The sequence below is a fragment of the Lutibacter sp. genome, assembly GCF_013041805.1.
In the GTDB taxonomy this organism is placed as follows: domain Bacteria; phylum Bacteroidota; class Bacteroidia; order Flavobacteriales; family Flavobacteriaceae; genus Lutibacter.
On sequence record NZ_JABDRI010000036.1, the window covers coordinates 1 to 24,452 of the forward strand.

Annotated in this window: 24 protein-coding genes; 12 read left to right on the forward strand and 12 right to left on the reverse strand. The window is 29.9% G+C overall.

Going from position 1 to position 24,452, the window contains the following annotated elements; all coding sequences use genetic code 11:
* Positions 1 to 69 precede the first annotated feature (69 nt).
* From HKP59_RS05060 to HKP59_RS05070, 3 genes are all read left to right on the forward strand, one after another.
* Positions 70 to 567 (forward strand): DUF6702 family protein, encoded by a 498-nt coding sequence (locus tag HKP59_RS05060; RefSeq protein ID WP_291804135.1) that lies wholly within the window; start codon positions 70 to 72, stop codon positions 565 to 567.
* 65 nt (positions 568 to 632) lie between these two features.
* On the forward strand, positions 633 to 2,903 hold the full coding sequence (locus HKP59_RS05065; RefSeq protein WP_291804138.1) for a M1 family metallopeptidase: 2,271 nt from the start codon (positions 633 to 635) through the stop codon (positions 2,901 to 2,903).
* An 80-nt stretch (positions 2,904 to 2,983) separates the two neighbouring features.
* The gene (locus tag HKP59_RS05070; RefSeq protein WP_291804141.1) at positions 2,984 to 5,239 is read left to right on the forward strand and encodes a M1 family metallopeptidase; all 2,256 of its coding nucleotides are present in this window, start codon (positions 2,984 to 2,986) and stop codon (positions 5,237 to 5,239) included.
* 60 nt (positions 5,240 to 5,299) lie between these two features.
* On the opposite strand, the gene HKP59_RS05075 is transcribed toward HKP59_RS05070, so the two are convergent.
* The 5 genes from HKP59_RS05075 to cysS form a co-directional block, all read right to left on the reverse strand.
* Entirely contained in the window at positions 5,300 to 6,736 is a 1,437-nt protein-coding gene (locus HKP59_RS05075; protein WP_291804143.1) for an amidohydrolase, read from the reverse strand.
* Between the two features lie 111 nt (positions 6,737 to 6,847).
* The gene (locus HKP59_RS05080; protein WP_291804146.1) at positions 6,848 to 7,423 is read right to left on the reverse strand and encodes a pentapeptide repeat-containing protein; all 576 of its coding nucleotides are present in this window, start codon (positions 7,421 to 7,423) and stop codon (positions 6,848 to 6,850) included.
* Between the two features lie 9 nt (positions 7,424 to 7,432).
* A complete protein-coding gene (gene lgt / locus HKP59_RS05085) occupies positions 7,433 to 8,254 on the reverse strand; it encodes a prolipoprotein diacylglyceryl transferase (protein ID WP_291804149.1) in 822 nt (273 codons plus the stop codon).
* A gap of 85 nt (positions 8,255 to 8,339) precedes the next feature.
* Positions 8,340 to 8,594: a membrane protein insertion efficiency factor YidD gene (gene yidD, locus HKP59_RS05090; protein WP_291804381.1), complete on the reverse strand. Its 255-nt coding sequence runs from the start codon at positions 8,592 to 8,594 to the stop codon at positions 8,340 to 8,342.
* 10 nt (positions 8,595 to 8,604) lie between these two features.
* Positions 8,605 to 10,077, reverse strand: a complete 1,473-nt coding sequence (cysS, locus tag HKP59_RS05095; RefSeq protein WP_291804152.1) for a cysteine--tRNA ligase — start codon at positions 10,075 to 10,077, stop codon at positions 8,605 to 8,607.
* A 242-nt stretch (positions 10,078 to 10,319) separates the two neighbouring features.
* On the opposite strand from cysS, the gene meaB reads away from it, so the two are divergent.
* The 7 genes from meaB (at position 10,320) to HKP59_RS05130 (ending at position 17,353) form a co-directional block, all read left to right on the forward strand.
* Positions 10,320 to 11,405: a methylmalonyl Co-A mutase-associated GTPase MeaB gene (meaB, locus tag HKP59_RS05100; protein WP_291804155.1), complete on the forward strand. Its 1,086-nt coding sequence runs from the start codon at positions 10,320 to 10,322 to the stop codon at positions 11,403 to 11,405.
* The gene (locus HKP59_RS05105; RefSeq protein WP_291804157.1) at positions 11,405 to 12,121 is read left to right on the forward strand and encodes a glycosyltransferase family 2 protein; all 717 of its coding nucleotides are present in this window, start codon (positions 11,405 to 11,407) and stop codon (positions 12,119 to 12,121) included. Before meaB ends, HKP59_RS05105 begins: the two co-directional genes overlap by 1 nt.
* A complete protein-coding gene (locus HKP59_RS05110) occupies positions 12,118 to 12,735 on the forward strand; it encodes a lipid-A-disaccharide synthase N-terminal domain-containing protein (RefSeq protein ID WP_291804159.1) in 618 nt (205 codons plus the stop codon). Before HKP59_RS05105 ends, HKP59_RS05110 begins: the two co-directional genes overlap by 4 nt.
* A 94-nt stretch (positions 12,736 to 12,829) precedes the next feature.
* On the forward strand, positions 12,830 to 13,603 hold the full coding sequence (locus HKP59_RS05115) for a glycosyltransferase (protein WP_291804162.1): 774 nt from the start codon (positions 12,830 to 12,832) through the stop codon (positions 13,601 to 13,603).
* Positions 13,604 to 13,715: 112 nt separating this feature from the next.
* Positions 13,716 to 15,026: a glycosyltransferase family 39 protein gene (locus HKP59_RS05120; protein WP_291804165.1), complete on the forward strand. Its 1,311-nt coding sequence runs from the start codon at positions 13,716 to 13,718 to the stop codon at positions 15,024 to 15,026.
* 11 nt (positions 15,027 to 15,037) lie between these two features.
* Positions 15,038 to 16,663, forward strand: a complete 1,626-nt coding sequence (locus HKP59_RS05125) for a glycosyltransferase family 39 protein (RefSeq protein ID WP_291804167.1) — start codon at positions 15,038 to 15,040, stop codon at positions 16,661 to 16,663.
* A gap of 12 nt (positions 16,664 to 16,675) precedes the next feature.
* Positions 16,676 to 17,353 (forward strand): hypothetical protein, encoded by a 678-nt coding sequence (locus tag HKP59_RS05130; protein WP_291804170.1) that lies wholly within the window; start codon positions 16,676 to 16,678, stop codon positions 17,351 to 17,353.
* Here HKP59_RS05130 and HKP59_RS05135 read toward each other — a convergent pair.
* From HKP59_RS05135 to HKP59_RS05155, 5 genes are read right to left on the reverse strand one after another with little or no spacing between them, the layout of a single operon-like run.
* Entirely contained in the window at positions 17,348 to 17,914 is a 567-nt protein-coding gene (locus HKP59_RS05135; protein WP_291804172.1) for a phosphatase PAP2 family protein, read from the reverse strand. The two genes, HKP59_RS05130 and HKP59_RS05135, sit on opposite strands and share 6 nt — an antisense overlap.
* A gap of 18 nt (positions 17,915 to 17,932) precedes the next feature.
* Positions 17,933 to 19,042, reverse strand: a complete 1,110-nt coding sequence (locus HKP59_RS05140; RefSeq protein WP_291804174.1) for a peptidylprolyl isomerase — start codon at positions 19,040 to 19,042, stop codon at positions 17,933 to 17,935.
* 2 nt (positions 19,043 to 19,044) lie between these two features.
* Positions 19,045 to 19,776 (reverse strand): FKBP-type peptidyl-prolyl cis-trans isomerase, encoded by a 732-nt coding sequence (locus tag HKP59_RS05145; protein WP_291804175.1) that lies wholly within the window; start codon positions 19,774 to 19,776, stop codon positions 19,045 to 19,047.
* Entirely contained in the window at positions 19,763 to 20,308 is a 546-nt protein-coding gene (gene gldI, locus HKP59_RS05150) for a gliding motility-associated peptidyl-prolyl isomerase GldI (RefSeq protein ID WP_291804178.1), read from the reverse strand. Before gldI ends, HKP59_RS05145 begins: the two co-directional genes overlap by 14 nt.
* Positions 20,298 to 21,329, reverse strand: coding sequence for a bifunctional oligoribonuclease/PAP phosphatase NrnA (locus HKP59_RS05155; RefSeq protein ID WP_291804180.1), 1,032 nt, complete (start codon positions 21,327 to 21,329; stop codon positions 20,298 to 20,300). The genes gldI and HKP59_RS05155 overlap by 11 nt, the downstream gene beginning before the upstream one ends.
* Before the next feature lie 83 nt (positions 21,330 to 21,412).
* Between HKP59_RS05155 and HKP59_RS05160 the strand changes: the two genes are divergently transcribed.
* A complete protein-coding gene (locus HKP59_RS05160) occupies positions 21,413 to 22,453 on the forward strand; it encodes an alkaline phosphatase D family protein (protein ID WP_291804181.1) in 1,041 nt (346 codons plus the stop codon).
* A 66-nt stretch (positions 22,454 to 22,519) separates the two neighbouring features.
* Positions 22,520 to 22,939: a nucleoside-diphosphate kinase gene (locus tag HKP59_RS05165; protein ID WP_291804183.1), complete on the forward strand. Its 420-nt coding sequence runs from the start codon at positions 22,520 to 22,522 to the stop codon at positions 22,937 to 22,939.
* Between the two features lie 52 nt (positions 22,940 to 22,991).
* On the opposite strand, the gene HKP59_RS05170 is transcribed toward HKP59_RS05165, so the two are convergent.
* Both HKP59_RS05170 and recF read right to left on the reverse strand, forming a co-directional pair.
* Positions 22,992 to 23,288, reverse strand: coding sequence for a DUF721 domain-containing protein (locus HKP59_RS05170; RefSeq protein ID WP_291804186.1), 297 nt, complete (start codon positions 23,286 to 23,288; stop codon positions 22,992 to 22,994).
* Positions 23,288 to 24,367, reverse strand: a complete 1,080-nt coding sequence (gene recF, locus HKP59_RS05175; RefSeq protein WP_291804189.1) for a DNA replication/repair protein RecF — start codon at positions 24,365 to 24,367, stop codon at positions 23,288 to 23,290. Before recF ends, HKP59_RS05170 begins: the two co-directional genes overlap by 1 nt.
* Between the last annotated feature and the right edge of the window lie 85 nt (positions 24,368 to 24,452).

Genomic DNA, 24,452 nt, shown 5'->3' on the forward strand with positions numbered 1-24,452 from the left:
TATTTATAGAACGGTCTACATTGTTTTTTGGAATGCTTTTTGTTTATTAGCTATTTCAAATAGATAAAAATGAATTTTAAAAAATATCTCTTACTACTTTTATTAATCCCGTTAGTTTCATTTACATTACATAAATACTACATAAGTCTTTGCGAAATTGAATACATTAAAGAACAACAAGCAGTTCAAATAACTCTAGGAATTTTTATTGATGATATTGAGTTTACTCTGAATAAAGACTATAACACTCGATTAAATATTGACACGAAAACAGAGGTAGATTCTATTGATTCTTATTTTAAAAAGTATTTAAATGAACACTTTAAAATAAACATAAACGGTCAGCAAAAATTATACGAATATATTGGTAAAGAATATGATGATGACATAGTTCGTTTTTACTTAGAAATAAGTAATATAAATGCAATTAAATCCATTGAAGTTTTGAATACTAATCTATTTAGAGATTTTGAAGATCAACAAAATATTATTAAAATACACGCAAACGAAACACACAAAACATTTTATTTAAAAAAGAATAATGATAAAGGTTTGTTAAAATTTTAAATTCTTACACATATAATTAATGAAAATATTTATTTTTCGACTTTTATTTTTATAAATCACTTACCATGAAGAAAAATCTATTATTTGCACTATCTATAGTGTTTTTGTCAAGTTCATTTTATGCCCAAGAAAATTCACAAAATAATGAAAGGCAAGCTGGCCATTTAAACATTAGTAAATTTAAGCAATTAAAGCAAGAACTTCCAACACCAAATAAGCAGCATACTGCATCTGGTGCTCCAGGATATGAATATACACATCAGCAAGTTGATTATAAAATGGATCTAATTTTAGATGACGATACACAAAAACTTTATGGTGAAGAAACAATTACATATCATAATAATTCAAAAGATCAATTAGATTATTTATGGATTCAATTAGATCAAAATATGAGAGCCCCAAATTCTCAAACTGAAGATATTAAAGGAGGAGGTCCAGATGCGCTATATTCTCCTTCAAAATTCACAAAATCCTTTATGGGAAAACCATTTCAAGGTGGTTTTAATATAGAGCACATCCTAGATTCAAATGGTAATGCAATTGATTATATGATCAATAATACAATGATGCGTATTAATTTACCTAAACCTATTGCTTCAGGAGAAACTTTTGTTTTTGATATTAAATGGTGGTATAATATAAATGATTACACTGCAGATAGAGGACGCTCAGGTTATGAACCTTTACCTGACGGCAATAACTTATATATTATTGCGCAGTTTTTCCCAAGATTAGCAGTGTATAACAATGTTGAGGGATGGCAAAATATGCAATTTTGGGGAAGAAGTGAATTTGCTCTTGAATTTGGTAATTATGAAGTTTCAATTACGACTCCAAAAGATCATATTTTAAATGGGACAGGAGTAATTCAAAACCCAAAAGAAGTTCTTTCAAAACAACAATACAAAAGATATGTTCAAGCACAACAAACTTTTGATAACCCAATGTATATTGTAACGCCTGAAGAAGCTTTAGAAACTGAAAAAGGAAAAGTTAAAGGAACTAAAACTTGGAAACTTTACGCTGAAAATGTTCGAGATTTTGCATTTACATCTTCAAGAAAATTGTTGTGGGACGCGATGGCTGTTGATATCAATGGTAAAACTGTAATGGCTTATTCATTATTTCCAAAAGAAGGAAATCCTCTTTGGGAAAAACATTCAACACGAGTTGTAGCGAATACATTAAAGATATATTCAGAACAAACTTTTGATTATCCTTATCCACAAGCTACTTCAGTAAACGCTAGACGTCAAGGAATGGAATACCCAATGATATGCTGGAATTTCGGAAGACCAAATGCTGAAGGTAAATATTCTGAAAGAACAAAAAAAGGAATGATTGGTGTTATAACTCATGAGGTTGGGCATAACTTTTTCCCAATGATTGTAAATTCTGATGAACGACAATGGACTTGGATGGATGAAGGAATTAACTCTTTTGTAGAAATTTTAGCAGAATATAAATATGATTCTGAATTATTTCCAATGGAAAAATACCCTAAAAATATTGTAAGGTACATGAAAGGTGACCAAAGTAATTTAACGCCAATAATGACTCAAGGTGATAATATTAAAAATTTTGGATCGAATGCCTATGCAAAACCTGCAGCAGGATTATTTATACTCCGCCAAACAATTATGGGGCCTGAATTATTTGACCACGCATTTAAAACTTATTCAAAGCGATGGAAATTTAAACACCCAACTCCAGCCGATTTTTTTAGAAGTATGGAAGATGCATCTGCCATGGATTTAGATTGGTTTTGGAGAGGTTGGTTTTATACCACCGGAAACAATGATATTGGTATTAAAGAAGTAAAAAAATATTATGTAACTGATAAGCCAACAAAAAGAGCCGAAAATATGGCGAAGGCTTATGGAATAACGGTAGATCAACTACCTCCTTCTTTATATTTAGTTTCTGAGGACAGTGAAGAGTTTAACGATGAGCTAAAAAATAAAAAAGCGGAAGATTTTAATTTACTAAGTGATTATATTGATCAAAATTTTTCTTCAGAAGAAAAAAGTAATTTAAAGGCACCTAAATATTTCTATGAATTAAAATTTGAAAAACCTGGAGATTTAGTAATGCCAATTATTGTTGAATTTGAATATGAAGATGGTACGAAAGAGCGTAAACAATATCCTGCACAAATATGGAGATTGAATGATAAAGAAGTTACCAAAGTATTCCCTTCAAGTAAAGCAATTAAAAATATTACAGTTGATCCAGATGAGCAAACAGCAGATGTTGATTTAAGCAATAATAGCTGGCCAAAAAATAAAGAAACAAAGTTCGATAAATTTAAAAGAGAACAAATTAAAGGATAATTATAAAGGCCACTTAAAAAGTGGCTTTTGTATTAAATTAAATTTCCTAATTTAGGAACCTAAAATTAAAATAATCATTTATGCATAAAGTAGTTTTCAAAATTTTAGCATTACTTCTAGTTACAACACTAACGTATGCTCAAGAAACAGAACAAAAAGGTCATTATAATATAAGTAAATTCAAGCAGTTAAAAGAAGAATTACCAACGCCAAATTCACAACATACGGCATCAGGTGCTCCAGGGTATGAATATACCCAGCAAAAAGTTGATTATAAAATTGATTTAATTTTAGATGATGAAAATCAACGTATTTACGGTGAGGAAACCATTACTTACCATAATAACTCTAAAGATAATTTAGAATATTTATGGCTTCAATTAGATCAAAATATGCGTGCTGCAGATTCGGAAAGACCAGATATTCAAGGTGATGGAGCAAATGTTTTGTACTCACCATCTCAATTTTCAAAAACATTTATCGAAGATCATTTTGATGGTGGTTTCAAAATTGAATATGTAAAAAATATGGATGATTCTGATGCTTCCTATCTTATAAATAAAACAATGATGCGACTAAATTTAGAGAAGCCTTTGGCTTCAGGAGAATCGCACTCATTTAAAATTAAATGGTGGTACAATATAAATAACCACGTAACACAAGGAGGTCGATCTGGTTTTGAACATTTTCCAGTTGATGGAAATAATAGCTACGTTATTGCTCAGTTTTTCCCAAGACTTTGTGTATATGACAATGTAGATGGATGGCAGAATTTACAATTTTGGGGAAGAAGTGAATTCGCCCTAGAGTTTGGAGATTATGAGGTTTCTATAACAACACCTGCTGACCACGTTTTGGGTGCAACTGGAGTACTTCAAAACGAAAAAGAAGTGCTGACTAAGGCGCAGCAAAAGAGATTAGCTGAAGCTAGAACTAATTTTGACAATCCAGTAATTATTGTAACGCAAGATGAAGCAATAAAAGCTGAACAAGAGAAATCTAAAAAAACAAAGACTTGGAAATTTTTTGCTGAAAATGTTAGAGACTATGCGTTTGCAACTTCTAGAAAATTTATTTGGGATGCAATGGCCGTTGATATTAACGGTAGAACCGTTATGGCATATTCGTATTATTCAAAAGAGGCGAATCCATTATACGGAGATCATTCTACAAGAGCTGTAGCGCAAACTTTAATTACCTATTCTAGAGCTACGTTTGATTATCCTTACCATAAAGCAATTTCAGTAGATGGGCAAATGGGAATGGAGTATCCACAAATTTGTTTTAATCCAGGAAGACCAAATCCTGATGGAACCTATTCTGACAGAACAAAATACAGAATGATTGGAGTAACTATTCACGAAGTTGGACACAACTTTTTCCCTATGATTATAAATTCTGATGAGCGTCAATGGACGTGGATGGATGAAGGCTTGAATTCGTTTGTTCAAATGTTAGCAATGATGGATTATGAAGAAGGATACCCACTAAATAGAGGTTTACCAAAAAATATTGTTCCTTATATGAAAGGTGATCAATCAAAATTAACACCTATAATGACACAAGGTGATCACATTTACAATTTTGGGTCAAATGCTTATGCAAAACCAGCTACTGGTTTATGGATGCTTAGAAACACAATCATGGGACCAGAGTTATTTGATTTTGCCTTCAAAACTTATGCTAAAAGATGGAAATTTAAGCACCCAACACCAGCCGATTTCTTCAGAAGTATGGAAGATGCATCAGCTATGGATTTAGATTGGTTTTGGAGAGGTTGGTTTTATACAACTGGAACCAATGATATTGGTATTAAAGAAGTGAAAAAATATTATGTAACTGATAAACCTACCGAAAGAGCTGAAAATATGGCGAAACGATATGGAATTACAGTAGATGAATTACCTCCTTCATTATATTTAGTTTCTGAAGATAGTGAGGAGTTCAGCGATGAATTACAAAATAAAAAAGCTGAAGATTATAGTCTGTTAAGTGATTATATTGATTCTAATTTTTCTTCTGAAGAAAAAAATGAATTGAAAGCTCCAAAATATTTTTATGAATTAAAATTTGAAAAACCTGGAGATTTGGTAATGCCTATTATTGTTGAATTTGAATATGAAGATGGTACCAAAGAACGTAAACAATATCCTGCACAAATTTGGAGATTGAATGATAAGGAAGTGACTAAAGTATTTCCATCAAGCAAGGTTATTAAAAATATCACTGTTGACCCAGATGAGGAAACAGCAGATGTTGATTTGAGTAATAACAGCTGGCCAAAAAATAAAGAAACTAAATTCGATAAGTTTAAACGAGAACAAATTAAAGGATAAACTAATAAAAAAACCATCAATATATTGATGGTTTTTTTTAGCATTATTATACAAAGTTTACTAATTTACATGAATTGGTGGCGGCCCATCAGGAACAAAAGCTTTATAAACTTCATCGCCTTTTCTTTGTATATATTCTGCTTTAACTTTTTTAACTAATTCAGGATTTTCAAATAAATCAAGCATTGTCATAGCCATGGCTTTTGAAGCATATGTCATTCCTTTATGTCCAATACTCATACCTCCACAAGCTACCACAGCCCACGAATGCCAAGGAGTATCTTTTGGAGCTGTTGTTACACCTAAATTTATATTAGCAACATTCCAACTCACATCTCCCACATCAGTTGATCCTCCTCCAGGGTGATCTTTCGTTTCCAATAAAGGCTTTATAGTACTATCCATTCCTACTTCAGCTTTACCCGTAGCTTCTTGAATCTTCTTTCCAAATGAAATTTCCTCTTCAGTATACTTTATTGAACCTAATAACTCTAAGTTATTTTGCATTATTTTCCCCCCTTCTCTATTCACTAAAACTTCATATATACCAGATATTAATGATACTTTATAATCTACGTTAGCCATAATTGCTGCTCCTTCAGCCATTTTTACAGCTTGTTCATACACAGGCATCATTCCAGATCGTTTGGTATCTCTAACTCGCATCCAAAGTCTTGAATAATCGGGAACTACATTCACAACTTGTCCCCCATCTTGTATATGGTAATGCATTCTCACAGTAGGTTTCACATGTTCTCTATAATAGTTAATACCTGTGGTATATAACTCTAATGCATCAGACGCACTTCTGCCATTCCAAGGATCAGCAGATGCATGAGCAGCCTGACCAAAAAACTCAATTTTAAAATCTACCAATGCCAAAGAACTTTGTACATCTGCTTTAATTTCATCAGCTGGGTGCCAACTAATATTTACATCAACATCATCCCAAAGTCCAGCACGTACCATCCATATTTTACCAAAATATTTTTCTTCACTTGGTGTTCCAAAAAACTTTACAGTACCTTTAATTTTACCACTTTTAATCAATTCTTTAATTGCAATTGCAGCCCCCAAACTTGCAGATCCAAATAAATTATGTCCACAACCATGTCCTGGTTCTCCAACATCAATAGGATTCTTAGATGATTCAGCTTTTTGTGATAAACCTGGTAAGGCATCAAACTCTCCAAGCACACTGATTACTGGTTTTCCTGAGCCATAAGTAGCAACAAAAGCAGTTGGAATTTCAGCAACACCACGTTGAACCATAAAGCCTTGTTCCTCAGCATAATCAGCTAATAATTGTGAAGATTGATTTTCCTCAAATGCAGTTTCAGCCAACGACCAAATTTCATCACTAATTTTTATTAAATCAGCTTTGTGCTTTTCAACTGAAGTAATTATAGCTTGTTTTTTCTTAGGTATTTTGTTTTGAGAAGTTGCAATAGTTACTGTAAAACACAATAAAGCTATTAAAGGTAGATTTATTTTCATAAAAAAAGTTTTAATTAAGTTTTAAAGATAAAAAAACTTTGAGATATTACTACTCTTATTTTCAAGGGATTAATATTGTATAAGACCTATAATAATTTGCTAAACATATTTTTATGTTTCTATTTCAATATTATAATTACTTAATAGCCCTGGTAGACCTTGAAGTGAAAATTTAGCTTTTTTAATATTATTTGTTTCTGGATGTATATTATAATTATATGAAGTTCTAAAATCAGCTTTTTCCAGAACTGAATTTTCAAAAATAGCTCCAACTAAATCGCAATTATTAAATATTGCACCAGTTAAATTCGCTTCAGTAAAATCCACTTCAATTAATTTTGAGTTATTAAATTTTGTAGCCTTGAGTGGTAAGCTATAAAATGATCCTAAATTTAGGTCACACCCTTGAAAATTGAATGATAATAAAAAATCATCACATTCAAAAAAGTGTATCCCTAGTAATTTACAGTCCTTAAAGTTAACATCTTTAAATGCAGTATTTTTAACTTTGGTTAAACTTAAATCGCACGCATCAAATTCGCATTCAATAAATGCATAGTTTGATAAATTTGAGTTAGAAAAATTACAATTAATAAAAGTGCAATTGTCATATTCTGCCTTAGGAAAGTTCTCGACAGAAAAATCTAATTTTTCAAATACTTTATTTTCAAAAAATAAGTCTAACACCCTTAATAATTAAGCTTTTACTTTACGAAACATAAAGTACAAACCAACTAAAATTAGAGGAATACTTAAAACTTGACCGGTATTAAGTCCTAAAATCCAATCTTCACGACCTTCAACCTGGGCTTCCTTAAAAAATTCAACTACAAATCTAACCGACCATAACAACACAAAAAATAGTCCAAAAAGAAAGCCTTGCTTTTCTTTTTTGGTTGTTTTCCAATATACAAACCAAAGAATTACAAAAATTGCTAAATAACTAATCGCTTCATACAATTGAGCTGGATGACGAGGAAAATCTTCTCCTAATTGCTTAAATACAAAACCGAAATTAGAATTTGTTGGCTTTCCAATAATTTCAGAATTCATTAAATTTCCTAACCGAACAAACATAGCCCCTATTGCTACAGGTACTACAATTCTATCTAAAATAAAGAATATTGGTTTTTTAAGTACTTTTTTACTATACAAATACATTGCTATAGTTATTCCAATCGCAGCACCATGACTTGCTAATCCTGCAAAGCCAGTAAATTCAAATTTTGGAGAAAATCTAAAAGGCAAAATTACTTCTAATGGTTTTTCAATTAAAAATTGTGGGTCATAAAACAAAAAATGTCCTATCCTAGCCCCTATTAATGTAGAAACTACAACATAAATAAATAAGGTATCTAGTTTTTCTAACGAGATTTTCTCATTAATAAATATTTTCTTCATTAGATGTAACCCTAGCATAAATGCAATTACAAACATTAAACTATAATAACGAATAGCAACAGGGCCTATTTTAAATAATATTGGTGAAGGGTTCCAGTCAATTTGAAGTAACATCATTTTTAATAGTGTTTATTTTTTGAATAGTGAATCGTTTCTTTTATTGAAATCAAACTTCTAAAATACAATTTTATAGTTAACTTATTTAATTTTTTGAAGCATTAGATTTTTCATCCTTCTCCGGCACTGGATCATAACCACTTCCTCCCCAAGGGTGACAACTTCCAATACGCTTTATAGCAAGCTTTCCTCCTTTAAAAAAACCGTGTTTTTGCAATGCTTCTAAGGTATAACTTGAACACGTTGGAGAATATCTGCAACTTGATGGTGTATAAGGTGAAATAGCTGCTTGATAGAAGCGTACTAACCAAATAAAAGGAATTGCTAATATTTTAGTGATACTTCTCAATTTAATTTACTGAAAAAGTCGTTCCATCTTTTCCATCTTTTAATTGAATTCCTAAAGCTGCCAATTCATCCCTAATTTTATCTGAAAGTGCCCAGTCTTTATTATCACGAGCCTCTTTTCTCATATTTATAAGCATCTCTACTACTCCACTTATTTTATCTGAACTACCTTCTTGCTCTTCATCTTGCAAGCCTAAAACATCAAATACAAATTCATTGATTGTCAGTTTAAACTCTTCTAGATCTTCGGCTACTAATGTTTCTTTATTCTCAATTAGTAAATTCACAAATTTTACAGCTTCAAATAGTTGTGCAATCAAAACAGGACTATTAAAGTCATCGTTCATTGCATCATAACATTTCTGCTTCCAAACTTTAATATCTATTGATGATGAAGATGATGTTTCAATTTTATTTAATTTCTGAATTGCTTCCATTAGCTTTATATATCCTTTTTCTGAGGCTTCCAAACCAGTACTTGTGAAATCTAAAATACTTCTATAATTCGCTTGAAACATAAAAAAACGAGTGGCGCTTGGTGAGAATGGTTTACTTAAAATGCTATTTTCCCCTGTAAATATTTCGTTTGGTAAAATATAATTTCCCGTAGATTTTGACATTTTTTGACCATTCAAAATCAACATATTTGCATGCATCCAATAATTAACTGGATTTACGTGATTATTTACTTTAGACTGTGCAATTTCACACTCATGATGTGGGAATTTTAAATCCATTCCACCACCATGAATATCAAAAGTTTTACCTAGATATTTGGTACTCATTGCGCTACACTCTAAATGCCAACCAGGAAAACCATCACTCCACGGTGAAGGCCAACGCATGATATGACTTTCATCTGCTTTTTTCCATAATGCAAAATCTTGTGGGTTTTTCTTTTCAGATTGCCCATCTAATACACGGGTATTTTCAATAGTATCTTCAACATTTCTACCAGAAAGAATTCCGTAATTTTCTGTTTCGTTGTATTTTAAAACATCAAAATAAACCGAACCATTAATTTCGTAGGCCATTCCTTTATCTAGAATATCTTTTATAATTTCAATTTGCTCAATAATATGGCCTGTTGCTGTTGGCTCAATACTAGGAGGTAAAAAATTTAATTTTTGAAGAATTGTATGAAAATCAACAGTATATTTTTGCACAACCTCCATCGGCTCAATTTTTTCTAATCGAGCTTTCGTAGAAATTTTATCTTCAGCATCATCATCAGTTAAATGCCCTGCATCTGTGATATTCCTAACATATCTAACTTTATATCCTAAATGCTTCAAATAACGAAAAATTAAATCAAAAGACATAAAAGTCCTAACATTTCCTAAATGCACATTGCTATAAACTGTAGGACCACAAACATACATTCCAACATTACCTTCTAATACTGGTTTAAAAACTTCTTTAGACTTGCTTAAAGAATTGTATATTTTTAGCTGATTTGTTTTGTATAATTCCATTAAATTTAGCTTGTTTTTGAAGTTGTAAAGATAAAAACAAATCCCTAATGGAAAAATTTAACGCTATTGGATTTTGTAGTTAATAGATAAGCTTCATAAAGTGTTTGTTACCTCCGTATTAAAAAATCTAATTTTTATTTTTTGCTTGTCCACATTTCTTCAATTTGACAGAACAATATTATAAGTGTTGCATTTTATCAAAATAAATATTTTAAATTTACCATAATTATTGCGTTTGTAATATGACTAAAAAAAAATCATTAGAATCCGCCTTGCAAGAAGTTAAAGGAATTATGCAACCTACGACTACTAATGATGCTTCAATTAATAAAATTAAATTACAAAGAAAAAAACAACCTTCAGCAGAAGAATTTGTAAAACATATTTTGGCCGGTGATATTTCTTTTTTAAGTAGAGCAATTACCTTGGTTGAAAGTACAAACCCAAAACATAAAATAAAAGCTACTTTAATTTTAGAGCAATGTTTGCCTTATGCTAACAAATCCATCAGAATTGGAATTACAGGTGTTCCCGGTGTTGGAAAAAGTACGTTTATTGAAACTTTTGGAAAATACTTTACTGAAAAAGGTAAAAAAGTAGCTGTACTTGCCATTGACCCTAGCAGTTCCATCAACAAAGGAAGTATTTTAGGTGATAAAACAAGAATGGAAGAATTGGTAAAGGACAAAAATGCATATATTCGACCTTCCCCTAGTGGAGATAGTTTAGGTGGTGTTGCTCAAAAAACTCGTGAAACTATCATTTTATGTGAAGCCGCTGGTTTTGATACTATTTTTATTGAAACGGTGGGTGTTGGTCAAAGTGAAACTGCCGTACATTCTATGGTTGATTTCTTTTTATTACTGAAACTTGCCGGTGCTGGTGACGAGTTACAAGGTATTAAGCGAGGAATTATTGAAATGGCGGATGCTATCGTTATTAATAAGGCAGATAATGAGAATGTAAAAAATGCTAAACTCGCTAAATTAGAATTTTCAAAAGCATTACATTTGTACCCGTTAAAAGAAAACGGTTGGCAACCAAAAGTGACTACTTGTAGTGCTTTTTATAATGAAGGAATTGATGTTGTTTTCAATATTATTCAAGATTATCTAACTTTAACAAAAACCAATGGTTTTTTTGATGAAAAGCGAAACAACCAAAATAAATATTGGCTATTAGAAACTATTAATCAGCAACTTAAATTTAATTTCTATTCTAAAAAAGAAGTGAAAGAAAGTTTAAAAAAATATGTTATGGATATAAAAAACTTAAAAACAACCCCTTTTAAAGCTGCTGTAGAAATCTTAAAACTATCAAATAAATAATGAGTTACGAATTTACGATTGTTGTTCCGGTTTATAATGAAGAAGACAATTTAAAACGGGTAGAGCAAGAATTAACCAACTATATTAAAATTGCAGCAAAAAAAACCAAAATTCTATTTGTAAATGATGGAAGTAAAGATAATAGTCAGCAATTAATTGAAGAAATTTGCAATAATAATAGTGACTTTACTTTTATTCAGTTTCAACAAAACTGTGGATTAAGTGCTGCAATTACAGCTGGATTTAAACATACAGATACCGAGTTAGTTGGTTATATTGATTCTGATTTACAAACTGCTCCTGAAGATTTTAACTTATTATTAGCTCAAATTGGTGAATATGATTTAGTTACGGGTGTAAGGTCGAATAGAAAAGATTCTTTTGTAAAAAATATGTCGTCAACTATTGCGAATGGCATTAGACGAGCTTTTACCAACGACGGAATGGATGACACCGGTTGTCCGCTAAAAGTAATAAAAACTGAATTTGCTAAAAACATTCCAATGTTTAAAGGATTACATCGTTTTTTACCCGCCATGATATTATTGCAAAATGGAAAAATAAAGCAAATTCCGGTACAACATTTTCCAAGAATTGCTGGAGAAGCTAAATATGGATTATGGAATAGACTATTAGGCCCTCTTTTAGATTGTTTTGCATATTTATGGATGAAAAAGAAATACGTTAATTACGCAATTACTAAAAAAAGTGAATGAGTAACTGGATAATTTATAGTGTTGGATTTTTGGCACAACTTTTATTTTCTGGAAGGTTAATATTACAGTGGGTCTTATCTGAAAAAAGCAAAAAAGTATTAACACCTTCTATTTTTTGGAAATTAAGCTTATTTGCCTCCTTTTTATTATTTGTTTACGGTTATTTGCGTGATGACTTTGCTATTATGCTGGGGCAAGCACTTACATATTTTATCTACATTAGAAATTTACAATTACAAGGTGAATGGCAAAAAGCGCCAAAATCAATTCGTTGGTTTTTATGGGTATTTCCTATATTATTAGTAATTTATTCATTTAATAATAACACATACGATTTGGTGAAATTATTTAAAAATGAAGCCATTCCATTATGGCTCATAATTTTGGGAAGTGTTGCTCAAATAATTTTTACACTTCGTTTTATTTATCAATGGATTTATTCTGAAAAAAATAAAGAATCCTCTCTTCCATTTGGATTTTGGCTATTAAGTTTAATTGGCTCAATATTAATTTTAGCTTATGCTATTTTAAGAAAAGACCCTGTACTTTTAGTTGGACATTTAATGGGCTCCGTTATCTATTTTAGAAATTTACTAATTTTAAAAAAGCAATAATTTAGAATATCAAAAATCAATAAAATAAGAAAGTTATTTAGAAAAATAACTTTCTTATTTTATACATATATTTGTACAACTTGAATTTTTTAATTTGAACAAATCATCTAATAGCAAAAGAGAACCACTAATAACAGAACTTTTTGAGTTATGCATTGTAATTCCATGTTACAATGAAGAAAATAGGTTGAACAAAGAACGTATGTTTGACTTTTTAAATTTACAGAAAAATATTTTACTATGCTATGTAAATGACGGTTCAAGCGATAATACCATTGAACTACTTCAAGAAATTAAATCGAACTATCCTTATAATGTTGAAGTAATTTCAACACCTAAAAATGTTGGAAAAGCGGAAGCTGTAAGATTTGGATTTTTAAAATGTCATAAGCTTTTTAACTTTACAAAAATAGCCTATTTAGATGCTGATTTGGCGACTACATTAGAAGAGTGTTATGAAATTAGCCACATAGTAAAAGATAAAAAAGTATTTGCTTTTGGCTCTAGAATTAAAAAAATAGATACTAATATTCAGCGAAAAGGATATCGCTTTTTAATTGGGCGCGTAATCGCAACTTTTATTTCCAAACAATTAAATCTTGGAGTTTATGATACACAATGTGGTTGTAAAATATTTAACGCTGAACTTTCTGAAACTATTTTTAAAGAAAAATTTATTTCAAAATGGCTTTTTGATGTTGAACTCTTTCATCGCATTATAAAGCTATACAGCATAGAAAAAATGCCTGAAGTTTGCGTAGAGGTTCCGTTAAAGTCTTGGATTGATTATGATAAATCTAAAGTGAAAATAACCTACTTTTTTAAACTTTGGTTAGATTTATACCAAATAGAAAAAGCATATCGCTAACTAAACTATAAAATTTAAGATGACGTTGCTTTCAAAAAAAACATCTCCTTACTTCATAATTACTGTTGCACTTATTTTATTTCGAGCCTTTTTAAACTATGCAATTCCTTTAATGGATAAAACAGAAGCGCGTTACGCAGAAATTGCGAGAATAATGGCTGAAACCAATAATTGGATTACACCTCAAATAGATTATGGCATTCCATTTTGGGCAAAGCCTCCTCTTTCTACTTGGCTTTCTGCACTAAGTTTTGAAGTATTTGGAGTGAATGAATTTGCTGCTAGATTTCCATATCTTCTTTTAAGTATTTTCATGATTCTCTTAATTGGAAAATATGCGAAGCGTAAAGGATTAGATTATTTTATTCCCGGTGTAATTCTATTAACAATTCCAGAATTTTTAATTCATGCTGGAGTAGTTTCTACTGATACAGCTTTAGCATTTAGTGTTGCTCTGGTAATGATTTCATTTTGGGAAGGAATGCACAATAAAAATACTAAAATCTGGAAATATTTATTTTTTGTTGGTGTTGGATTAGGTTTGTTAGCTAAAGGTCCAATCATTATTATTTTAACGGGGCCTCCAATATTCATTTGGCTTATTTTAACCAAAGAATTTAAAAACTTATGGAAATCATTTCCTTGGATAATAGGAATTTTAGTATCGAGTTTAATTGCTATTCCTTGGTATTATTTGGCTGAGCAAAAAACACCTGGATTTATTGATTATTTTATTGTAGGCGAGCATTTTAAACGATTTATAAGCTCGGACTGGCAAGGTGACAAATATGGGTTCCCAAAATCTCAACCATTAGGAATGATCTGGATTTTTTTATTACTTTTTGCAATCCCTTGGATTCAACTTCTTGCTATTAAACTATGGAAAAATAGAGTTGGTATACTTAAAAATAAATGGGTGTTATTTTTACTTTTATGGTTACTTTGGACTCCATTGTTTTTTACAATTTCAAAAAGTTTAATTCATCCTTACATTATGCCGGTAATGGTTCCATTAACATTACTTATAACACACTGGTGGAACGATGTTTTAAAAAGGAGAAAAATAATTATTGGTAGTTTGATATTCCCCATTCTTGCATTATTATGTTATATTGGAATTTCGATTAATAACAAAAAGGAGTTATTTATTAATTCTGATAAATATCTAATTGAAAATTCGTTAAATAATAATACTCCTTTTTATTACTGGGGAAATAAAAGTTATTCAAGTCAATTTTATAGTAAAGGCCATGTTAAAACTATTGAAGATAATGTTGAACTAAATCAGCTAATTTTATCTAAAAATTCGTTTCTAATAATTATTCAGAACAAAAAAATTAAGGATATTAACTCTGAAAATATACTAAGATTAAAAGAATTGGATAGGAATTATAAAAAAGCTATTTATATTTATAAGCAATAATAATAAAAAACATGATTAAAACTTTTGAAAAATATCCTTTAGCAACAATAGTTATTATATTTATTTTAATGTTATTAATACAATTAGAGGTTCCAAATGTAACTATTATGGAAGCTCGTAATTTTATTACAGCAAGAGAAATGGTTTTAAACGATCATTGGCTATTAACGACGTTAAACGGTGAGCCTAGATATCACAAACCTCCGTTGCCTACCTGGATAACAGCTATTTCAGGAATGTTATTTGGATTGAACAATTTATTTGCTCTTCGTTTGCCTGCTGCTCTTATGGTCTTATTTATAAGTGTTTCTATGTATTATTTTTCTTTAAAGTTAACACTTTCTAAAAAACAAAGCTTTTTGAACAGCTTAATTTTAATGACTTCGTTTTATATTGTTGCAATTACAAATGAGGCTCCCGTAGATATTTTTACACATGGTTTTATACTTGCCGGATTGTATTTTTTATTTATGCTCTTTAAAGAAAAACACAACTCATGGAAGAATGCAATAGTTGCAGGTATTTTTATAGGGTTTTCAATTTTAAGTAAAGGACCTGTTTCTTTATACGCTGTGTTTTTACCATTTTTAATTGCTTTTGGAATAGTTTTTAAGTACCAAAACTTCAATAAGAAAATACTTCAATTCATCTTGTTAATAATTTTATTTTTAATAATTGGATCTTGGTGGTTTATTTATGTTAGAATGATGGATCCTGAAATATTTTTACGTATAGCTTCAGTAGAAACAACAAATTGGAGTATGTACAATGTAAAACCTTTTTATTATTATTGGAGTTTCTTTACGCAATCAGGATTATGGACAATTCCAGCATTTATAAGTTTAATATACCCTTACGTTATAAAAAAAGTTACTCATAAAAAAGTTTATAAGTTTTCATTTTGGTGGACCATAAGCGCGGTAATATTGCTCTCTATTATACCAGAAAAAAAAGCACGATATTTAGTTCCTGTTTTAATACCATTAGCTATTAATATTGGTTTTTATATTCAGTATTTAATAGCTAATTTTTCAAAATTAACTACTAAAAAAGAAACATATCCGGTTTATTTTAACTTTGGACTTATTGCATTTGTTGGAATTTTATTTCCAGTTGCTGTGTATATATTTTTAAAAAATGCTATCTCATCGCATCTTACAAGTTATGTACTTACATCAATAGCTTTAGTTTTAATTGGAAGTTTTATTTTACGAAACTTGTATGTAAAAAATATGAATAATGTATTTTATTTAACCATTGCTTTTATGGTTGCAACTCTTTCTTTAGGACTTCCAATGTCAAAAAGTTTAAATAAAAATATTGATTTTACCACTATTAATACCATACACGAACTTGAGAAAGAACATGGTATAAAAACATATTCCATTGGGAATCTTGCTCCTGAAATAATATGGATTTATAAGGGGGTTATAAAAAATATTTATAAAAATGATGAAATAGATATTCCCGAAACTAAACAGTTTGGATTATTAATGTTAAATGATGAGGTTGGAATGGTAAACCATCTACTCAAAAAACATTATACACTTAAATTATTAAAAACCTATAATTTTAATGTCGGATCTAAAAATAAAGAAAGATTAATCAGGCAGTTTTATTTAGTTTCAAAAAAGTAGTATTTTTGCGTTATGACAAACATTCAACTTTCAAGAACTGAAAAAATAGCCTATCTATTTTTAATCCTCATATTTGGATTAGGTATTTACTATTCAAATACAAACTTGTTATATTTTGATGAAGTGTATACAAAAGAAGATGGTTTTGCTGAATATGGTACAGCATTTTTACTTTTTTGTTCAAGTATACTCCTATTTACTAGATTTTTTAAATTTTTTAAACATAAAAAAACGCTTTGGAAAGTTGGTGTTTTCTTATTGGCTATTATATTTTTATTTGGAGCAGGTGAAGAAATTTCTTGGGGACAACGTATTTTTAATGTTGAATCATCAGAATATTTTTTAGAAAATAATGCACAAGGTGAAACTAACCTTCATAATATGGTTGTTGATGGTAAAAAAGTAAATAAAATTATATTTAGCCAACTATTAACAGCTATTCTTGTAATCTATTTAATAATTACTCCAATTTTATATAGAAAATATGACGTGATAAGAAATTTAGCTAATACATTTGCAGTTCCTATTGTAAAATGGCATCATACCATAGCATTTTTAGTAAGTACTGGGATTTTAGTATTTATGCCTTCTGATAGAAAATGGGAATTATATGAATTAGCGTTTGGTGTTATTTTCTTTTTAATATTCTTAAATCCGCTAAACAAGAGTATCTATGAAGCTAAATCATAAACTTTTTTTTAAAAAAAACTTTACCAATTTATAACTTAAAATAGCATATAACATACCGAAAAACATTCCTGTTATTACATCTAAAGGAAAGTGCACACCTACATATATTCTACTATAAGCAACGAAAATTGCCCAAATTACTAATAAATAAAATACGTATCTGTAACTATTTTTTAACAACAGGCCAAAAAATAATGCTATTCCCATTGAATTTGACGCATGTGCAGAAAAATAAGAATACAAGCCTCCACAACGATTTCCAACTAACCTGATTAAATGTGAGAGATCTTCATTATGACAAGGTCGTAATCTTTGAAATCCATATTTAAACAAATTACTGGTTTGATCAGAAACGGAAATTAATACTAGCGCAAAAAGTACAATTATGCCTAATTTCTTTAATCCAAACTGCTTGTATGTAACATATAGTAGAACTAAATACAATGGGATAGCACTAAATTTGTTTGTTACAAACAACCAAAAGCTATCCCATTGTAAAGTTCCTAAATTATTTAAGTAAATTAGTAATTCAATATCTTTTTCAATTAATGAATCTATCATTGAATACTAATTTTAAAACTATTTTTTAGCAAGTTCTACCAATTCTATTTCAAAAATTAAATCGGTATTTGGAGGTATAACACCTCCTGCTCCTTGGGCTCCATAACCTAAGTGAGAAGGAATAAATAACATTGCTTTATCTCCTATTTTCATTTGCTGTAAGCCCTCCTTAAAGCCAGGAATTAAACGTGCTTCTGGGCCATATTGAGTTGTAAACGGTGCATAGCCCCCTTTATCATCACGTATATGATCATATACCTGATACAATTTTGCAACTTCTTTATAACTTGTATCAAATAATTTACCGTCTGTAAAATATCCTGCATAAGCTACTTTTACATCAGCTCCTTTTGCTGGAAGTTCTCCATTTTTAGTTTCAGTAATTACATATTTTAAACCTGAAGACAGCTCAATGAATTTATCAGAATTTTCGTTAATTTTCATCACACAATTTTCTTGTGCCATCTTAATTTTGTCTTCAATCATTTTTTGCTCCTCAGCAAAATTTTCAAAATATTCAGTAAACTCTTTATCCGCTTTAAATTTTCTCGCTAGTTTACCAAGTTTTATAATTTCAATATGCACAATTGTATCATTTTGAGCAATTGAGTCCACAACAGATTGACCTTTAACAACATTTCCAAAAACAGTATGTTTACCATCTAACCAAGGAGTCTCTTTATGAGTAATAAAAAACTGGCTTCCATTCGTAGTAGGACCAGAATTTGCCATAGATAACACACCTGCCCTATCGTGTTTTAAAACTAGTTCTTTATTGGCATCAGTAGGAAATTCATCTTTAAAGTTATACCCTGGACCTCCTGATCCAGTCCCTAACGGATCTCCTCCTTGAATCATAAAATCTTTTAAAACTCTATGAAAGGTTAAACCATCGTAATAAGGTTTTCCTTTTAATGAATCAACTACTTGTTCATTTGTCCCCTCTGCTAAGGACACAAAATTAGCGACAGTAACTGGTGTTTTTTCAAATTCTAATTTTAAAAGAATATCACCTTTATTGGTTTTCATATCTGCATATAAACCATCTGCTAAATCAGCATATTTAGTTGGTTTACAAGATATAGCGCTCACTAATATAGTTAAAGCGAATAATTTAAATAGTCTCATAATTATTTTACAATTTCTAATAATTCTACCTCAAATATTAACATATCAAAAGGCCTAATTTCACCTCCTCTTCTAGGATTCGCACCATATGCTAATTCTTGAGGGATAAAAAATTTGTATTTTGCTCCTTCTTTCATTAGTTGAAGTCCTTCTGTCCAACCTTTAATTACCATATTAACGCCAAATTCAGCTGGTGTTCCTTTGTCAACAGAACTATCAAAAACAGTTCCATCAAGCAAAGTACCGTGGTAGTGCACTTTGACTTTTGAAATAGCAGTTGGCTTATTTCCTGAACCTTCTTTTAATACAACATATTGCAATCCACTTTCAGTAACTTGAACTCCTTTTGCAGATTTATTTTCTTCTAAAAATTTTTCTCCTTCAGCTTTTACCTCACCAAACTCAGCTTCTGCCTTTTTCAATGCTTCTGCTTGTTGTTTCTCTCTCATTTCTACCTGTTTTTTCTGAAAAAACGTTCTTAGAATACTGTCAATTTTATTAGATTCAATTAAAATATTTGTAGAATCCATTCCGTTTTTTACACCTTGCATATATAAATCTACATTAATATCATCAAAGTTTCCTTTTAACTTATACGCCATATCTAATCCTAACGAATAACTTACCGTATCTAGTTCATTGTTTAATGACTTTTGAGTAAACCCTTGATTATCACATGATAAAAATACTGTTGATATAAACACAACACTTACTAAAAACTTAATTACTTTCATTTTTCTTTTTTATTTTATTTAATTTAACTTTATAAATTAATGGTTGATTAATCTTAATTTTATTTTGATCGCCTAAATATCCGAAAACTTTGTGAGATGGAAATAAAAAAGTATAAGTATCTCCTTCACTCATTAACTTTAATCCATTTCTTAACCCTTCTATTATTTCCTGCTGATCTACAAAATAGGTTTTTTCACCTATTTCTTCAAAAGAGTAAATAATTGTGGAATCAATAGCATACACTTCATAGGTATAACTTAATTGATCGCCAAATTTTGGTAAATACCTTAGTGAATCCTTTTGCTCAACTTTATACCAAAATCCTTGTGCAGATTGCACATAACTATTTAAAGAATCTAATTGAATGAGTTCTTTAAAAATTGCTTCTTCCTCTGAAATCAAGGCCTTATTAAATGAAACTGATTCTTCTAGAAAAGAAGATGTCTTTTGAACAACTGGTTTACGAGCTGTATTATTTTTACAAGATAGCATTGATAATAAAACAATAAAAAGGAAAGAACTATATTTCATAAGAATTCAATAACGCTATTTTGTAATTAGGTAGTACATCTTTAAATTTTTTAACAGTTGCTTCTAAAGACATTGTAGACTTACCTCCTGCCGCATTATCGTGTCCGCCACCATCAAAATGTTCTCGAGAAAATTTGTTGACGGAAAAACTTCCTTTAGATCGAAGTGAAATTTTAATAATTTGTTGCTCAACATCTTCAATAAAAATAGCCGCAAAAATAACTCCTTCTAAGGATAATGCATAATTTACAACACCTTCGGTATCTCCTTTTTGATAATTAAATTCATTTAATTCTTTCTGATTCAAGGTTATATAAGCCGTATTCAGTTCGTTAATTACTTTTAAGTTACTTAAAGCGCATCCTAAAAGTTGCAACCTACCATAAGAATTAGTATCATAAACATTATTATGAATTCTTGCATTATCAGCTCCTTTATCAATCAAATTTCCTATTATTCTATGGGTTGTACTTGTTGTAGATGGAAACCTAAACGAACCTGTATCAGTCATAATTCCGGTATATAAGCACGTTGCGATATCTGCATTAATTGAGGCAACTTCATCTAACATTTCAAAAAAATGATAAACCATTTGACACGTTGAACAAATTGAAGTGTCTGAATATAAATAAGTTGCAATATCGTCTGGCTGCTGATGATGGTCAATCATAGCAAAGGTGCCTTTATAATTTTCCAAATAGCCTTGCATGTCACTTCCAACTCTATGCAAAGCATTAAAATCTAGCAAGAATATAATAGAGGCCTCATCAATACAATTTTTAGATTGCCTATTTTGAATATCAAATTTAAAACTCTCTTCAGAAGATGGAAGCCATTTCAAAAATTCAGGATAATCATTTGGTGTAACTACAGTTGCGTTATGACCTTTATTTCTTAAAAAATGATACATTGCCAAACTCGATCCAATAGCATCTCCATCAGGGTTTCTATGTGGTACAATAACAATATTTTGTGGTGTAGCAAGTAATTGCTTAATTTCCTTTATTTCATCTGCCTTCATAAGCTGCAAATATACAAATAATCCAATATTTATTTAAAATAAGGAATGTATATTTGTTCTTAAATAAATAACATCAACAAAAAATGAATAACTTTAAAATACTTTTACTTTTTTTATTTGCGTTTTCATCGTGTAAAACAGATAAAAAAACTACACCTGAAGTTTTAAATACAACTAAACCAGCTACCGATTTTGTAATTGCATTTGGCTCATGTAATAATCAAAATTTACCAAATACTTTTTGGGGTGAAATTAAAAAAAATAATCCTGCTGTTTGGATTTGGGGCGGTGATATTATTTATTCTGACACAGAAGATATGGCCTATTTAGAACAGAATTATTTGAAACAAAAGAATAATGTTGATTACATGAACTTTATAAAAAACCTGGATGTACTTGCAACTTGGGATGATCACGATTATGGTGTAAATGATGGAGGAACCGAATACCCTAAAAAAGCAGAAGCCCAACAATTATTTTTAGACTTTTTTGATGTTCCTAAAAATGATGAAAGAAGAATGCAAGAAGGTGTATATTTTGCTAAAGACTATAAGGTTGGTGCTAAATCTATAAAAATAATTTTGTTAGATACACGTTATTTTAGAACTGCATTAACAGATGATACTGAAACAAAAAAAAGGTACAAGCCAGCAATAAATACTGATGCAACTATATTAGGAGAAAAACAATGGAATTGGCTGCAGGAACAATTGGAAAACTCCCAAGCTTCTTATACTATTATCATGAGTAGCATTCAATTTCTATCGGCGGAACATGGTTTTGAAACATGGGGAAATATGCCTTCTGAAGTTGAAAAGCTTGAAAAGCTACTTATTTCAACAAACACAAAAAATGCGATTATACTTTCTGGTGATAGACATATTTCTGAGTTCTCAAAAAAAGAGGTGAATGGTTTAAACTATCCTCTTATAGATTTTACATCAAGTGGTTTGACCCATTCTTATTCAAATTTTAGTGGAGAGAACAATCAATTTAGATTTGGAAACGTAGTCTCTGAAAAAAGCTTTGGGATTTTAAAATTTGATTTTGAAAATGATACGGTGCTTATGGAAATAAGAGGTGAAAATAATAAACTTTACGAAACTATATCTCAGAAATATTAGCGGTAAAATCAATTTAATTCAAAAAATACTATATTTGCCCCGATTTTAAATAAATGATAACTTATAATGGTAACAAATAGAACATTTACAATGCTTAAACCTGATTCCGTTGAACAAGGTTATACTGGAGCAATATTAGAAAAAATTAATGCTGCAGGTTTTAGAATTGTAGCAATGAAAAAAACACAAATGACTGTGGCTGATGCTGAAGAATTTTATGCAGTTCACAATGAACGTCCATTTTTTGGAGAATTAGTTGAGTTTATGACTCGCGGTCCAATTGTAGCAGCTATTTTAGAAAAAGAAAATGCAGTTGAAGATTTTAGAGTACTAATTGGTGCTACAAACCCAGCTGATGCTGCTGAAGGAACCATTCGTAAATTATATGCAACTTCAATGGGAGAAAATGCAATTCACGGATCGGATAGTGATGAAAATGCAGCAATTGAAGGTGCTTTTCATTTTTCAGGAAGAGAAATGTTTTAAAAATACTTTTTATAACAAACAAAAAAACCGATGTTCAGCATCGGTTTTTTTGTTAGCTCAAAATAATTCTTGAGATTAACTCCTCTCCTAGTTCTTCATTCATCAGCTTAATAATTTTATCTTTACCATAGCTTAATTCTTCTCTTAAAACTGAAGAATTCAAATTTACAACTAGTGTTTTTCCATTTAATTGAACCTTATTCGTATACGAAACAACTCCTTTCCCCATTAATTTAGCCCAAGCGTCTTTAACAGAAAGTTGTTGAATACCTTTTGTTAGCTTATTTTCTTTTATAACATCTTTCATTAAATCTTGAATTGAATGAAAATCATTTTGTCTCTTTGCCATTATAATTGAAATATTTTATAAGATTGCTTCGTTACTTTTACAACCTCTTCCGTTCGCTCTTTATGTGTATCACTTATGAATAACTGACCAAACTCATTATTATTTACTAATTTAATAATTTGAGTTACACGTTCATCATCTAATTTATCAAAAATATCATCAAGTAATAAAATTGGTTTCACTTTAGACTGTTTTTTAATAAAATCGAATTGCGCTAATTTTAATGCAACTAAGTAGGATTTTTGCTGCCCTTGAGATCCGAATTTCTTAATAGGATAACCATCAATTTCAAAAACTAAATCATCTTTATGTATTCCTGAGCTCGAATATTGCAATACTCTGTCTTTTTCTAAATTTTGCTCAAATAAATCTAAGAAATTTGTTTCATTTAATTGAGATTTATACACTAAATCTACACTTTCTGAACTATTTGAGATTACTTTATACCTTTTCTTAAAAATAGTAATAAATTCAGATAAAAACGCTTTTCGTTCATTATAAATTATAGTTCCGTACTGCGCTAATTGTTCATTATATACTGTTAAATTAACAGCATCAAAGGTTCTATTCAAAGCAAAATATTTCAACAACGAATTTCGTTGAGCCAACACTTTATTATATTTTATAAGTGCTAGTAAATATTTATTATTTGATTGAGAAATTACATTGTCAATAAATTTCCGGCGAACATCGCTACCATCAGTAATTAAATCTCTATCGGCTGGTGAAATAATTACTAAAGGCAAGTAACCAATATGGTCTGAAAATTTTTCATATATCTTCCCATTTCGCTTCACTACTTTTTTATGCCCTCGCTTTAAACTACAAACAACCGTATCTATTTTAGCATTAATATCATATTCTCCTTCTATCATAAAAAAATCTTCAGAATGTCTAATATTTTGAGTTGCCACAGGATTAAAGTAACTTTTAGCAAAAGATAAATAATAAATTGCATCTAATACATTCGTTTTTCCCACGCCATTATTCCCAACAAAACAATTAATTTTATCTTGAAAATTGAACGTTTTCGATTCGAAATTTTTAAAATTTACGAGTGTAATTTTTTGTAAGTGCATCTATTTTTTTTGAAAGTTTAAAATTATTGAAAATAAATGGAAATTTTGATAGAAATGCATTTTTACTTTTCAATTAAAAAAGCTA

Coding starts and splice junctions, on each gene's coding strand:
- HKP59_RS05060 (WP_291804135.1), top strand. CDS start 70: ATGAATTTTAAAAAATATCTCTTACTACTTTTATTAATCCCGTTAGTT.
- HKP59_RS05065 (WP_291804138.1), top strand. CDS start 633: ATGAAGAAAAATCTATTATTTGCACTATCTATAGTGTTTTTGTCAAGT.
- HKP59_RS05070 (WP_291804141.1), top strand. CDS start 2,984: ATGCATAAAGTAGTTTTCAAAATTTTAGCATTACTTCTAGTTACAACA.
- HKP59_RS05075 (WP_291804143.1), bottom strand. CDS start 6,736: ATGAAAATAAATCTACCTTTAATAGCTTTATTGTGTTTTACAGTAACT.
- lgt (WP_291804149.1), bottom strand. CDS start 8,254: ATGATGTTACTTCAAATTGACTGGAACCCTTCACCAATATTATTTAAA.
- cysS (WP_291804152.1), bottom strand. CDS start 10,077: ATGGAATTATACAAAACAAATCAGCTAAAAATATACAATTCTTTAAGC.
- meaB (WP_291804155.1), top strand. CDS start 10,320: ATGACTAAAAAAAAATCATTAGAATCCGCCTTGCAAGAAGTTAAAGGA.
- HKP59_RS05105 (WP_291804157.1), top strand. CDS start 11,405: ATGAGTTACGAATTTACGATTGTTGTTCCGGTTTATAATGAAGAAGAC.
- HKP59_RS05110 (WP_291804159.1), top strand. CDS start 12,118: ATGAGTAACTGGATAATTTATAGTGTTGGATTTTTGGCACAACTTTTA.
- HKP59_RS05120 (WP_291804165.1), top strand. CDS start 13,716: ATGGATAAAACAGAAGCGCGTTACGCAGAAATTGCGAGAATAATGGCT.
- HKP59_RS05125 (WP_291804167.1), top strand. CDS start 15,038: ATGATTAAAACTTTTGAAAAATATCCTTTAGCAACAATAGTTATTATA.
- HKP59_RS05130 (WP_291804170.1), top strand. CDS start 16,676: ATGACAAACATTCAACTTTCAAGAACTGAAAAAATAGCCTATCTATTT.
- HKP59_RS05135 (WP_291804172.1), bottom strand. CDS start 17,914: ATGATAGATTCATTAATTGAAAAAGATATTGAATTACTAATTTACTTA.
- HKP59_RS05140 (WP_291804174.1), bottom strand. CDS start 19,042: ATGAGACTATTTAAATTATTCGCTTTAACTATATTAGTGAGCGCTATA.
- HKP59_RS05145 (WP_291804175.1), bottom strand. CDS start 19,776: ATGAAAGTAATTAAGTTTTTAGTAAGTGTTGTGTTTATATCAACAGTA.
- gldI (WP_291804178.1), bottom strand. CDS start 20,308: ATGAAATATAGTTCTTTCCTTTTTATTGTTTTATTATCAATGCTATCT.
- HKP59_RS05155 (WP_291804180.1), bottom strand. CDS start 21,329: ATGAAGGCAGATGAAATAAAGGAAATTAAGCAATTACTTGCTACACCA.
- HKP59_RS05160 (WP_291804181.1), top strand. CDS start 21,413: ATGAATAACTTTAAAATACTTTTACTTTTTTTATTTGCGTTTTCATCG.
- HKP59_RS05165 (WP_291804183.1), top strand. CDS start 22,520: ATGGTAACAAATAGAACATTTACAATGCTTAAACCTGATTCCGTTGAA.
- HKP59_RS05170 (WP_291804186.1), bottom strand. CDS start 23,288: ATGGCAAAGAGACAAAATGATTTTCATTCAATTCAAGATTTAATGAAA.
- recF (WP_291804189.1), bottom strand. CDS start 24,367: ATGCACTTACAAAAAATTACACTCGTAAATTTTAAAAATTTCGAATCG.